The following is a 13,582-nucleotide window of genomic DNA, read 5'->3' on the forward strand; positions in this document are numbered from 1 at the left end:
GAGGAAGAGTGCGCGGCGACGAACTCTTGGAGACTTTACATGCGCCGGAACCGGAGAATTGCTCTCTCTCGCCGGACCCGCAGGTGTGTAGATTCCGCCGGGCTGTCGAGCCCGAGATCACACGTAGGCTGAACAACGGACTTTAGGTTTTTTGCGCGACCGCGCGCGACCGCATTTGGCCAGTCACAATCTCTTCTGTGTGCCCGTGCTCGCACGCAGCTTCTGTTTCAAAGCTACAGAGGCCCGTTAAGTCGACGATCTACACCACAAAACGTCCGAGCAACTCGCCCTGATGACCGAGCGTACTCTCCCGCGTCTTTCCACTCATCGCTGATCTTCACAAACACCTCGTCGGGATCTCATCCGTCTGCCCTTTACCCACGCAAGTTCTTCTGCGAGCGCACATTTTTTCTTCCGCAACTCTGTTGCAAAGTCCAGCTTCCTGCATTTTCGCGCTTCTTGGCGCGAGTCTGGGTCCACGAATCAGCGCCCGCTCATCAGTTGGAAGACCAGCTCCGGCACCACGACCTCCCATTCATCCTGATGCAAGACGTGGTGAAACGCCTCGTCCGCGTCGGCCTTTCCCCATCGAATGATCGCGGCGATCTGGCCATCCGTGAACTGGGCGTTCGCCGGTGGCTTGAAGGCTCTTGCCATCCGCCCAAGAGGCCGTCCGCGCATGTCTTCGATCTGCCAGCGATCACCCATGCGGGTCAGCCGGATCGGGTCCCCGACCCGCGCCGTGCTGATCGCGTTGTGAACAGGGTGGCGATGGTTCTGGCGCCCGGCATAGGAAAGATCGACCATCTTCATCTCGCGCGACTGGAAAAAGCGGCGTGGACCGGGCATGGCGCTCATGTCCGCCACGACATGTCGTGTCACGACAGCTGGGGATTTTGTCGGCAGGTATTCGTGATTGTCATTGCTCATTACGATCAGGTTGCGGCGCGCGCGGGTCATGGCGACAAAGAACAGCTGTCGAGGCGCATCCTCATTCTCGTTGCGTGACGGTTTTTCCCAACCGCCATCGAGGATCACAACATCATCGAACTCGAGCCCCTTGGCGCGATGAGCGGTCAGAAGCTTCAGCCCACGCAGTTCTCCCCACGTATCCCGTGACCATTCCGCGAACCACTCGATCAGGTCCGTTGAGGGCAGTGCCTTTCCATCGGTTTCGCGCGCAAGCTGGCCGATGCCTTCACCGATGCGGTCGGTCCAACGACTGGCGGGAATAGCGTTGAGAATATCCGTCAGGGCACCCAAGGTAACCATCCGGCCATGACCTTCCCGCAGTGCCCCGATGAAAGCTTGCATTTCACGCTTACGCCAGACGCCGGGCAAATTCTCATTCGCCATTTCCACCGGGATTCCGTGAGCTTCCGCAAATCCGCGCACGGGCAGGAGTTTTTGCCGGTCGCGCGAAATGATCGCCGCGCGTTTCCAGCTCCAGTCCGGAACCAGCCCGGACAGCCGTATCATCTCGTTTAAGGCTGCGAGCGCCTGCGCATCGTTGCCTGACGGACAGCAGAGAATCTGAACCCGGCCACGCGCCACCCGGTCGAGCCGTTCCATCACGCCACCGGGCCGCTCTTTTCGCCGGGACCGGTCTACGGTGATCCCGTGGCCCGTTTTCATGCGTTCGCGAGACCCTTCGATGACGGCATTCGCGGCTGTGATGATGTTTTGCGATGAACGATAATTGTCGGTGAGGAAAACGGGTTTCGCCGAATAGTCTCCTTCAAACTGTCGAATGTGCCGAACAGAGGCTCCCGCGAATGCGTAAATATTCTGATCGTCATCGCCCACCGCAAACAGGCTGATGCGCTGATCGGGATCGTCGATACTCCGCCCAGCGACCGCCGAGATGAGCCCGTATTCTTCCGGACCCACGTCCTGGTATTCGTCCACCATTATCCAGCGGTAGCCCTGTATCAGGGTTTCGCGCATGGCTTCAGCTTCAACCCTGTCCAAACCGTCACCGCGCAGGAGGCGGGTGGCATCGGCCAGAAGGGTGTCGAAATCTGGAGTTTCGGCCCCCTTACGTCCAGCGAAGCTCGCCCCTACAAGCCGCATGGCAAGTGCATGGATGGTCAGAACCGTTACGAACCGTGCATCGTCATCGATAAGCCGCCGAAGTCGCTCGCGGATCTCGGCGGCCGAATGACGATTATAGGAAGGACAAGAATTCCGTTTGGGTCCTCGCGTTTAATCCTGACAAGGTATGCGACCCGATGCACCAAGACGCGGGTCTTGCCGGAACCCGGACCTGCGAGGACAAGGACATTAGTTTGCTCGCGGTCGTCGCGGACAATCTGTTCCTGCGTCGTGTTGCCGATTGCTTCGACGATGTCCGCATAAGATTGTGGTGTCGCCTGCCGCCGGAACTCTGTGCCTCGACCCGGCATCCACCCTTCATGAAGTCGTCCTTGTCCATGGCAAAATAGTCGAACGCGAGCCGCTGCGCTTCACCGATGTCGTCAATCCCCTTGGCCGCGTATGCAGCCATCACATGCGTCTGTACGGTCTGTTCACCGAAATGCTCGTCTAGGGGGGCGAAGTGCTGTGTTGTAAAACCGCCGACCTTCGGGTTCATGCGCAGCGTCATTGCTGAACGAAACACGGTAGCGCCACCCCACGGGCGCGAGACGCGGGCGCATGGCAAAGCATTTGCCGTCGCTACACAATAATACATCCGCAATGGTTGGCTAATCCAACTGGATGGTTTCCCGACGCATCGTGAGTTTCTGGCAAGCTTCAGCGATCCCATTTCCAGAACAGGACACATTCCACCCGGTCTCTCGCGGGTATTCTATCCGTTGTAGTGATGCGTCAGACGCAGCCTGCCTTTCGGATATTCACCAAAAGTACGAAACCCTGCACCAGACGGCGGCACATTCCCGACGTAGCCACCCTACCCGCCGCTACCTGACCACCGTCCCTAAGCCGTCTTCCCCGTCAGACCCGAAATCGCCTGAATCAGGCTGTCCTCGGTCACTTCCTCGGCGGTGAATTCGCGCATCACGCGGCCTGAGAACATCGCGACGATCCGGTCGGAGACGTGCAGCACCTCGGGCATTTCCGAGCTGATGACGATGACCGCGTAGCCCTGTGCGGCCAGCTCGCGGATCAAGTTGTGAATTTCGGATTTGGAGCCTACGTCGATGCCCCGCGTCGGTTCGTCCACGATCAGCACTTCGGGTCTCATGGAAAGCCATTTCCCGATCACGATCTTCTGCTGGTTGCCGCCCGACAGGTTGCCGACGAGCTGCCGCCAGCCCGGGGTGCGGATGTCGAGCTTGTCGCGGTATTGATCGAAGATCGCGACCTCGGCCCCGTCGCTGACGAAGGGGCCCGCGGTCAGGTCCGAGACCTGCGGCAAGGTCATGTTGTCGCGACAGTTCATTCCGAGGATCAGCCCCTGGCCCTTTCGATCCTCCGGCACCAGCGAGATGCCACGCTTGATCGCGTCCGCAGGCGAATGAATGCTGACCTCTTCCCCGGCGAGGTGGATCGTCCCGGCGGAGGGTTCACGCAGGCCGAAGAGCGTCTCGGCGATTTCCGTGCGTCCGGCGCCGACGAGGCCGTAGAACCCGACGACTTCGCCCCGGCGGACCGAAAAGCTCACGTCTTCGAACAGGCCCCCACAACTCAGCCCGCGCACTTCCAGCGCCACCTCGCCCAGTTCATGCGTGCTTTCGTTGCGCGACAGGTCGAGCGTGCGCCCGATCATCAACTGCGTCACCTCTTCTTCATTCGTCTCGGCGGTGTTGAGCGTGCCGCGATACTGGCCGTCGCGCAGGACGCTGATCCGGTCGGTGATCTTGAAGATCTCCTCCATCCGGTGAGAGATGTAGATCACCCCCACGCCGCGCGATTGAAGGTCGGCGATCACCTCGAACAGCACGACCTTTTCGGCATCGGTGAGCGACGCGGTCGGTTCGTCGAAGATCACGGCACGGGGCTCGACGGTCAGGGCGCGCGCGATCTCGACCATCTGCTGGTTCGCGATGGAGAGGTCGCCGACCCGGGTGCGGGCCGCGAACCCCACGTTGAGGGTCTTCAGGATCGCGTCCGTCTCGTCATAAAGCCGCTGCCAGTCCACACGCCCGAAGCTTTTCTTCGGGAGTTCGCCAAGGAAAATGTTCTCGGCCACCGTCAGTTCATCGGCGAGGCTGAGTTCCTGATGGATGAAGACCACGCCCTTGGCCTTGGCGTTCATCGGCGAGGACATGACCGTGGGCTGCTCTTCGATGAAGATCTGGCCCTCGTTCGGCGCGAGGATTCCGCCCAGCACCTTCATCAGCGTGGATTTTCCCGCGCCGTTCTCGCCCATCAACGCGTGGACCTCTCCGGGCATGACCGTCAGGGACACACCGTCAAGCGCGCGCACGCCGGGAAAGGTCTTGACGATACCCTCGAGGCGCAGGGCCGGCGTCTGGTCGGTCATGTTCTAAGCTCCTCTTTGCCCTTGCGATTGAGCTGGCGATCCAGAAACAGCACCGCGATCAGGATCAGACCGATGACGAGGTTCACCGTTTCGGTATCCGCCCCGATGTGGCCCAGACCCTTGCGCAGAAGCTGGATCGCTATGACGCCGCCGAGCGTCGAGATGATCGAGCCGTAGCCGCCCGACAGCTTGGTGCCGCCCAGCACGACGGCGGTGATCGCCCAGAGTTCGTAGAGCATCCCGTCGTTCGGGTTCACCGATCCGCTTTCGGAGTAGAAGACGACGGCGGAGAGCGCGGCGAGGAAGCCGATCAGCATGAAGTTCCACAGGAAATGCGGGCCCACGCGGATGCCCGCGTTGACGGCCGCATCCCGGTTGTTGCCGATGGCATAGGCGTTACGGCCATGCACCGTCCGCGTCATCAGCAGCCACAGCAGGATCGCCGCGCCGAGCAGGAACCATGTCGCGGTGTGCAGGCCCAAGAACTGCGCCTCGGCGAAATCGACGAGCGTCCAGTTGAGGTGGCTGGTCGGCTGCTCGCCGTTGTACATGAAGACGAGTCCACGGTAGCCCAGCATCGAACCGAGCGTGACGATGAACGCGTCCACCCCGGTCTTCCACACGATCAGCCCGTTGATCGCACCAAGGACGACCCCGGTGGCGAGGGCGAAGAGCCAGGCGAGCGGGATGGCCCAGTTGCCCAGCGTCTGCATGAACGGCCATGTCATGCTGTCGAGCAACACGATGGCGGCGAGCGCGAAGGTCGCGCCGACGCTCAGGTCGATGTTGCCGTTGATCATGATGATCGTCATGCCGAGCGCGATGATCCCGATCGGCGCAGACTGCTTGAGCAGCAGGAGCATGTTGTCGAAATCCATGAAGGCCGTCTCGGTCACCGACAGGAACTCTCCCGCGATGGAGAAGAAGGCCAGCTCGACCAGGATGAAGGCCCAGATCGCGCCTTGCTTGATAAGGTTCGCTCGGGTTTCGTTTTTCATCGTCCCCTCCTCACGCGATCCGCGACCACAACCCGCCGCGCTTGGCTGCGATATCGAGCCAGACCGCGAGGATGATGATGATCCAGGTCACGATGTATTGCGCGTAGAAGGCAAGGCCCAACAGCAACAGACCGTTCTGAATGAAGCCGAGGATGAGCACGCCGATCACCGTCTTGAAGATCGTGCCGGACCCGCCGAGGAGCGAGGCCCCGCCAAGGATCACGGCGGCGAGAACTTCAAGCTCCATGCCCTGCCCCACGGTGTTCTGGCTTCCCAGCGACCGGCTCGCCTGAATCAACCCGGCCGTCGCCACGCAGAAGGACGACATGAGATAGGTCATGAACACGACCCGCGCGCGCGGAATGCCCGAGAACGTCGCGGCGACCCCGTTGCCGCCCACCGCGTAGACCTTTCGCCCGAACGGCGTGCGCGACAGGATGATACTGAGCACGATCGCCAGCCCCGCGAAGATCAGGATCGGCATCGGCAACCCCGCCACACTCCCCTGTCCGAACACGCTGAACCACGTCCCCGACTTGTCGGCGATGTCCATGTTCTTGCCGCCGGAATAGGTAAGCGTCAGGCCGTGGATCGCGGACAGCATACCCAAGGTGACGATCAGGGAGTTGAGCTTGAGATAGCCCACGAGAATCCCGATGAACGCGCCAAGCGCCAGCGTCATCGCGAACATCGACGGTATGGCGAGCGTCGGGCCGATCTTGTCGTGCAGGTCGAGCACCACGATGGTCGAGAACGACATCATCGACCCCACGGACAGGTCGAGGTTTCCGCCGATCACCACGAAGGTGACGCCCAGCGCCATGACGCCAAGAATGGCCGACGAACGGATCACCCCGAAGACGTTGTCGATGTCGATGAAACGCGGATTGGCGACCGCGAAGGCGATCATGAAGACCGCGAAGGCGACAAGAATGCCTTGCCGCGCCAGGAACCCCTGCAATCCCTTCCTCGTCAATTCAGCCATGTTGTCCTCCCTATGGCCGGCACGTCACACCAGTGTCATGCCACCGTCGATCATTACGATCTGTCCCGTCATGTAGTCGCTGTCGCGGGCCGCGAGGAACGATGTCGTTCCGGTCACGTCCGCGGGCGTCGCGACGCGCCCCTTGAGTATCTCGGCGGAAAACTCCTCCATCGCCTGACCGGGCCGTTCCGCCGCGCCGATGCTCATCAGGTCCTGATCGACCTGCTCCCACATCTCGGTGGCGACGACGCCCGGCGCGAAGCCGGTCACCGTGATCCCATGCTTGGCAAGGTCGCGGGCACCCGATTGGGTCAGCGACACCACCGCCCATTTGCTTGCACAGTAGGGCGCCACATTGTCGAAGCCCTGCCTGCTGGCGACGGAGGCGGTGTTGATGATCTTGCCGGCCATGCCGTCGTCGTCCCGTCCCTGTGCGATCATCTGGCGCGCGGCCTCCTGCATTCCGATCATGCAACCCAACCCGTTGACACCCATGACGAAATTCCAGTTGTCCTCGGTCACGTCAAGAAAGTTCATCGGCTTGTTGACGCCCGCGTTGTTGAACTTCACGTCGAGGCGTCCGAACAGCGACACCGTGTGATCGATCATGGCCCGGACCTGTTCCCGGTCCGTCACGTCGACGGCGGCGTGGGTCACGCGGGCCCCGGTCTGCGCGGCCCGTTCGGCGTTCGCGTCGGCCACGGCCCCGACCTTGTCCCCATTGATATCGGCGAAACAAACATTGGCCCCTTCGTCCAGAAGCGCCTCCCCGATGGCTCTCCCGATTCCCTGGGCTGCGCCCGTCACGATACAGGACCGTCCAGCGACACGTGCCATGTGCGCCCCTTTCGAATTCACTACGTGGAAAAAACAAAACTGGATGCGCGAGGCGCCGGGGCACCCCGCGCATCCGGGGAGGAGATCAGAAGACGGGCTTGGTGAACTCGTCCATGTTGTCCTGCGTGATCTTCGGCGTATCGAAGTAGTTCAGGAACGGCACGTCCTTACCGTCGAGCACGTCGATCGCGGTCTGAAGCGCGGCTTCCGCGTCGTCGACCGGCGACTGGTAGATCGAGCCCCAGTATTCGCCCGCGGCCATCGCTTCGTAGCCGACCGCGAAGTTGGTGGCCCCGACGAAGGTGATGTCGCCCGCGCGTCCGGCGGCCTTGGCGGCGTTCAGTGCGCCGACACCCATGTTGTCGTCACCGGCATAGACGCCGTCGATGTCGTCGTATTTGACGAGGAAGGCTTCCATGACCTGTTGCGACTTTTCGCGGTTCCAGTCGCCCGGCTGCGTTTCCACCAGCGTCACATCCGGGCAGACTTCCGGAAGGCGATCCTCGAAGCCCTTGGCCCGTTCGATGGCCGTGGTGTAACCGGGCTGGCCCGAGATCTGCACGATCTGTGCTTCACCTTCGATGCCCTGCGCCTTGAACCGGTCGCACATGATTTCCGCCGACCGGGCGCCTTGCGTGATGTTGTCCGGGCCCGAGAACGAGGCGACGAAGTCGAAGCCTTGCTCGGCGATGTTGGAGTTGGTGACGATCACCGGAATGTCCGCCTGGCTTGCCTTGCGCACCGCCGGGATCACCGCCTCGCCGTTCGTCGGCCAGATGATGATCGCGTCGACTTCCTGCTGGATGAGGTCTTCCATCTGCGCGATCTGGCGCGCCACGTCGCCACCGGCGTCGAGCACGACGACCTCGACGGCGTCGTTTTCCTCGGCCGCCGCGATGAAGGCCTGTTCGTATGTGGTCTGGTAGCTGTCCACGCCCACGTTGTTCTGCGTGATACCGATTGTGTAGCTCGAGTGCGCCTCGCCAAAGGCGGCGGTGCCCAGCATCGCGGTCGAACAAACGAGCGCAAACTTGGTCGAGATCTTCATGTGATTGGTCCTCCCAAACTTATGTTGTCACGATTGCGGCTGTCCTCCCAGCCCGGGACATGACGCCCCTTGCAACCTGTTTTCCATCGAGCGCGATTTTGTCGCGGGTTGGACGCCCCCTTTTTGTTCAATCTGAAAAGCATGGTATCCATTTTGGATAAAATGGCGATACGCCAGCCCTCCCATTTTGGACAACTTCGGAAGGACGGACATGACAAACAAACGTCGACCGACCCGCAACACGCAAAAGACGGACCCAATGCATCACGACCCCGTGAAACTTGTTCATTCTGGACAGAATGGCCCGGTCAGCGCCAAAGCCGTCGCGGCGATGGTCGACAGTCCGGATGTTTTGCGTGTTGTCACGCTGCTTCAGGGCATTTCGACCGAGATCGACAACGGGATCGAGCCGAGCACGGCGAATCCTCATCTCAACATGCTCTTGCACCTGCTCCACAGCCATTTCGAGGGCCGCGTCGTTTCGCCCTCTGCGATGGTCTCGGCCTCGGGCGTGCCCTATGCCACCGGCACCCGGAAGCTGAGCGAGCTGATGGACGCGGGTTTCATCGAACAGCGCCCGCGCACCAAATCGGGCAAGAGCGTCTCGCTTCATCCCAGCGCGCACCTGTTCGAGGTCTTCAGCCAGGTCGCGGACCGGATCGACCGAATCGCGCAGGATGCCTATGGCGGCGCGCGGCGAACCGATGGCGCCCGAGACTACTATTTCGGCGGCTCCTACCAGCCGGGGCAGACGATGATCGCGCCGCCCCGCGCCCTGCCTCAGTCGCTCAAGCTCGCGGGCGGCCTGCGGATTCTGGTCCACGGTGACCCGACCTTCATGGTCATGGAGAACCTGAAGCGCCAGTTCGAGCAGATCGTCGGCACCGACATCCACCAACGCGCGTTTTCCATCGACAGGCTGCGCGAAGAGGCGTTGCGCAACGCCACCCGAAGCCGAAGCCGCTACGACCTTATCGCGGTCGATCTGCCGTGGCTCGGCGAGTTCGTGAAGAAGGGCGTGATCCGCCCCCTGCCCGACGTGATGGACGTGGCGCGGCTGGAGCCCAGCGATTTCCACACAGCCGGCTGGCGCGCGACCCATTGGGACGAAGTGCCCTATGGCGTGCCGAGCCAGACGACGCCCGAGCTCATGTTCTATCGCAAGGACTGGTTCGCCGAGGCCGGGCTGGGACCACCGCATACGATCGAACGTGTCATCGAGGCGGCGCGGCATTTCAACAATCCCCGCCGGGGGCGCTATGGCGTGGCATGGAACGCGGCCCGCGGCACGGCGCTCGGCCATACCTTCATGATGACCTGCGCCGCTTTCGGTCAGCCGATCATCGACCTGCCCGAGATCGCGGGCGGCTACGACGCCGATCACCTCGAACGCGAAGATTTCCGGCCGATGCTCGATTCGCCGCGCGCCCGTGAAGCCGCGGAATATCTGATGGAGCTCATGCAGTTCTCGCCGCCCGATATCCTGTCGATGTCGTGGTATGAGCGCGTGCGCCCCTATGCCGCCGGATCGGTCGCGATGGCCTATGGCTACACCCTGCTCGCGCCCTATTTCGAACTCGACAAATCCTGCGCGGCGCATGGCAACACCGGCTACCTGCCGCATCCGCACGGCCCCGAAGGCGCGCCCATCGCGCCCGTGGGCGGCTATGCGCTCTGCATCCCCGCCAATCTCGCCGAGGAGCGCATCCCGGACGCGGTGGAGGCGCTGATCGCCTTCACCGCGCCCGCCGCGCAGAAGCTCTACGCACAGGAAGGCAGCCGAACCGCGCCCCGCTACTCGGTCGGCGCGGACCCGGAGGTGCGGCGGCTGTCACCGATCTTCGAACTCGTCGACCAGATGTCCTGGCGCGACGAGCTTCAGTTCTGGCCGCGCCCGCCCGTGCCCCAGATCTCCGACATCATCACCGTCTGCGGCAACGAGTTGCACGACATGCTGCGCGGGCTGGTCAGCCCGGCGGACGCGCTCGCCAGCGCGCAGGCCAAGGCCGAGGCCATTTTACGAACACCGGTCACCTAGGGAGGACACCATGGACCCACATCGCCTGAAGGGAAAAAACATCCTGATCACCGGCGCCGCCCGCGGTATGGGCGCGGCCAATGCCGAGGCCTTCGCGGCCCAGGGCGCGAACGTCTGCATCGGCGATCTGGACGGCGACGAGGCCAAGGTCGTCGCGGACCGGATCAACGCAGCCGGAGGCGGCAAGGCGATCTCGGTCAAAATGGACGTGACCAAGCGCGAAGACAACGCAGCCGCCGTCGCAGCCGTGGTCGACGCCTTCGGGTCGATCAACGTGGGTCTGTTCAACGCGGGCCTGAACAAGCCCCGGTTCTTCATGGATATCGATGAAGACAACTGGGACATGATCATGAACGTGAACACCAAGGCGATGTGGCTGGGGATGCAGGAAACCGCGCGCCAGATGATCGCGCAGGGTCCGATGGAGGATCATCCCTACAAGCTCATCAACGTGGGCAGCATCGCGTCCCGCAAGCCGCTGGTCGACGTGACCGTCTATTGCACATCGAAATACGGCTGCCTCGCACTCACGCATTGCGGTGCCATCGGGCTTGCCGAGCACAACATCACCGTCAACGGCTACGCCCCCGGTGTCGTGGTCACGCCGCTGTGGGAACAGCTCGACAAAGACCTCGTCGATATCGGGTTCAAGAAACGCGAGGGGCAGGCCTACGAGGACATCGTGCGCGACGCGCTTCAGATCAAGCGCGTGTCTTACCCGGAGGACATCACCGGAACCGCCTCGTTCCTCGCCAGTAACGACAGCGACTACATGACCGGCCAGATGATCCACATCGATGGCGGCTGGTGCATCCAGTAACGCACTGATTTCAAATTCAAAAAGACAAATGAGGGTCGCAGCGCGACCCCGGAGGAGACCCCAATGTCACGCGCCTTGCTGCCAAACATGCTCACCCCACAAGACCTCGAACCGAACTGGGAGTGGCGCGACCGCCTCCCCGCGTCCGGCCACATGTCGGTGGATTTCGAACGCAGGATCGACCACGACCGCCTGCGCCGCTACCGGCTCGCCCGGACCCGTCAGGCGCTTCAGGCCTCGAATGCGGGGACGCTCCTGCTCTTCGACGTGAACAACATCCGATACGTCTCGGCCACCAAGATCGGCGAGTGGGAACGCGACAAGATGTGCCGTTTCTGCCTCCTGACCGGGGACGACAGCCCCTATGTCTGGGACTTCGGCTCGGCCGCGATGCACCACAAACGCTATTCCGACTGGCTGGAGCCTGACCACTGCCTCGCCGGCGTCGTCGGGATGCGCGGGACGATCCCGCCGGAATTCGGGCTCATGCGCAAATACGCCAAGGAGATCGCGCGCCTCATCAAGGAGGCGGGCATGGCGGACATGCCGGTGGGCGTCGATTACGCTGAAACCGCCATGTTCCACGCGTTGCAGGAAGAGGGCCTGCATGTCGTCGACGGCCAGCAGATCATGCTTGCGGCGCGCGAGATCAAGAATTGGGACGAAATCCAGCTTCTGACGCAGGCGGCCAGCATGGTCGATGGCGTCTACCACATGATCTACGAAGAGCTGAAACCGGGGGTGCGCGAGAACGACATCGTCGCCCTGTCCAACAAGATGCTCTACGAGATGGGGTCGGACGACGTCGAGGCGATCAACGCGATCTCAGGCGAGCGCTGCAATCCGCATCCGCACAACTTCACCGACCGGCTGTTCCGCCCCGGCGATCAGGCGTTTTTCGACATTCTGCAAAGCTATCAGGGCTATCGCACCTGCTATTACCGAACGTTCAACATCGGACGCTCGACCCCTGCGCAGGTCGATGCCTACGTCAAGGCGCGCGAATGGATCGACGCCTCGATTCAGGCGATCAAGCCGGGGGTGACGACCGATCAGGTGGCGAAGCTCTGGCCCAAGGCCGAGGAATTCGGGTTCCCGAACGAAGACGCCGCCTTCGGGTTGCAGTTCGGCCACGGCCTTGGCCTCGCGCTGCACGAACGGCCGATCATCAGCCGCGCGGTCAGCCTCGAGCACCCGATGGAGATCCAGACCGGCATGGTGTTCGCGCTGGAGACCTATTGCCCCGCCGCCGACGGATACTCTGCCGCACGGATCGAAGAGGAAGTCGTGGTGACTGAGACCGGGGTCGAAGTCATCAGCCTCTTCCCCGCCGAAGAACTGCCCATCGCGAACCGTTATTGATCGGTGGGTTCGCACCCACCCTACGGGCGTATCGTAGGGTGGGTGAACCCCACCTTCGGGAGGACATCATGGCGAAATCCAAGACCAACACCGAGGACTACCTGCGCATGTATCGCCAGATGGTGCGTATACGTACCTTCGAGGACAATGCGAACCAGCTTTACCTCTCCGCCAAGATGCCCGGCCTCACCCATATGTATTCGGGGGAAGAGGCCGTGGCGGTCGGTATCTGCGAGGCGCTGACGGACGACGACCGCATCACCTCGACCCACCGGGGACACGGCCACTGTGTCGCCAAGGGTGCGGAATTCAAGGAAATGTTCTGCGAACTCCTCGGCAAGGAAGAGGGCTATTGCCGCGGCAAGGGCGGATCGATGCACATCGCCGACCAAAGCCACGGGAACCTCGGCGCAAACGCCATCGTCGGCGGATCGATGGGCATCGCCACCGGCTCGGCCCTGCGGGCGAAACTTCAGGGGTCGGACGACGTCACCGTCTGTTTCTTCGGGGATGGGGCAACGGCGCAGGGGTTGATGTACGAAGTCATGAACATGGCCGCGCTCTGGAACCTGCCCGTCATCTACGCCTGCGAGAACAACGGCTATTCCGAATATACCCGGACGGATGAGATCGCGGCAGGCTCGATCACCGCACGGGCCGAGGCATTCGGGATCGAGGCGCACAAGGTCGACGGGCAGGATGTGCTCGCGGTGAACGAATTGACGCAAAAGCTCGTCGCGCGTTGTCGCAAGGGCGAGGGTCCGTTCTTCGTCGAGTTGGAAACCTACCGCTACCACGGCCACCACGTCGGCGACATCAATCGCGAATACTACCGCTCCAAGGACGAAGAAAAGGATTGGCGCGAGAACCGCGATCCGATCATCCGGTTTCGCGCCTACCTCGTCGATCAGGGTATCGCGAGCGAGGAAGAGATCGAGGCGATGAATGCCGAGATCGAAAAGGATGCCACCGACGCCGTCGCCTATGCCGAGGCCGCGCCCTACCCGGACGCGTCCGAGGTCGACATGCACGTCTACGCGGACTGAG

Annotated in this window: 10 protein-coding genes and 1 pseudogene; 4 read left to right on the forward strand and 7 right to left on the reverse strand. The window is 62.2% G+C overall.

Translation table 11 applies throughout. The features are described 5' to 3' along the window. Window positions 1-483: 483 nt before the first annotated feature. The 7 genes and pseudogenes from FCT00_RS13200 to FCT00_RS13225 all read right to left on the reverse strand — a co-directional run bounded on the left by FCT00_RS13200 (window position 484) and on the right by FCT00_RS13225 (window position 8,315). On the reverse strand, window positions 484-1,635 hold the full coding sequence (locus FCT00_RS13200; RefSeq protein ID WP_328591400.1) for a 3'-5' exonuclease: 1,152 nt from the start codon (window positions 1,633-1,635) through the stop codon (window positions 484-486). 153 nt (window positions 1,636-1,788) lie between these two features. Further along, window positions 1,789-2,270 (reverse strand): annotated as a pseudogene (locus tag FCT00_RS21795) (UvrD-helicase domain-containing protein); the annotation flags it as partial. Window positions 2,271-2,938: 668 nt separating this feature from the next. Next, a complete protein-coding gene (locus tag FCT00_RS13205; RefSeq protein WP_008330127.1) occupies window positions 2,939-4,447 on the reverse strand; it encodes a sugar ABC transporter ATP-binding protein in 1,509 nt (502 codons plus the stop codon). Further along, window positions 4,444-5,445: an ABC transporter permease gene (locus FCT00_RS13210; protein WP_138423402.1), complete on the reverse strand. Its 1,002-nt coding sequence runs from the start codon at window positions 5,443-5,445 to the stop codon at window positions 4,444-4,446. The genes FCT00_RS13205 and FCT00_RS13210 overlap by 4 nt, the downstream gene beginning before the upstream one ends. A 10-nt stretch (window positions 5,446-5,455) precedes the next feature. Further along, entirely contained in the window at window positions 5,456-6,430 is a 975-nt protein-coding gene (locus FCT00_RS13215) for an ABC transporter permease (protein ID WP_040884557.1), read from the reverse strand. A gap of 24 nt (window positions 6,431-6,454) precedes the next feature. Then, window positions 6,455-7,267, reverse strand: a complete 813-nt coding sequence (locus tag FCT00_RS13220) for an SDR family NAD(P)-dependent oxidoreductase (RefSeq protein WP_138423403.1) — start codon at window positions 7,265-7,267, stop codon at window positions 6,455-6,457. An 85-nt stretch (window positions 7,268-7,352) separates the two neighbouring features. Beyond that, window positions 7,353-8,315 (reverse strand): sugar ABC transporter substrate-binding protein, encoded by a 963-nt coding sequence (locus tag FCT00_RS13225; protein ID WP_008330131.1) that lies wholly within the window; start codon window positions 8,313-8,315, stop codon window positions 7,353-7,355. A gap of 211 nt (window positions 8,316-8,526) precedes the next feature. On the opposite strand from FCT00_RS13225, the gene FCT00_RS13230 reads away from it, so the two are divergent. The 4 genes from FCT00_RS13230 to FCT00_RS13245 all read left to right on the forward strand — a co-directional run bounded on the left by FCT00_RS13230 (window position 8,527) and on the right by FCT00_RS13245 (window position 13,581). Beyond that, window positions 8,527-10,353 (forward strand): ABC transporter substrate-binding protein, encoded by a 1,827-nt coding sequence (locus FCT00_RS13230; RefSeq protein WP_138423404.1) that lies wholly within the window; start codon window positions 8,527-8,529, stop codon window positions 10,351-10,353. 10 nt (window positions 10,354-10,363) lie between these two features. Beyond that, window positions 10,364-11,173, forward strand: a complete 810-nt coding sequence (locus tag FCT00_RS13235) for an SDR family NAD(P)-dependent oxidoreductase (protein WP_008330133.1) — start codon at window positions 10,364-10,366, stop codon at window positions 11,171-11,173. Window positions 11,174-11,236: 63 nt separating this feature from the next. Further along, window positions 11,237-12,535, forward strand: coding sequence for a M24 family metallopeptidase (locus FCT00_RS13240; RefSeq protein ID WP_008330134.1), 1,299 nt, complete (start codon window positions 11,237-11,239; stop codon window positions 12,533-12,535). A 68-nt stretch (window positions 12,536-12,603) separates the two neighbouring features. Further along, the gene (locus FCT00_RS13245; RefSeq protein WP_138423405.1) at window positions 12,604-13,581 is read left to right on the forward strand and encodes a thiamine pyrophosphate-dependent dehydrogenase E1 component subunit alpha; all 978 of its coding nucleotides are present in this window, start codon (window positions 12,604-12,606) and stop codon (window positions 13,579-13,581) included. Window position 13,582 lies beyond the last annotated feature (1 nt).

The sequence above is a fragment of the Maritimibacter alexandrii genome, from assembly GCF_005871115.1.
GTDB lineage: Bacteria > Pseudomonadota > Alphaproteobacteria > Rhodobacterales > Rhodobacteraceae > Maritimibacter > Maritimibacter alkaliphilus.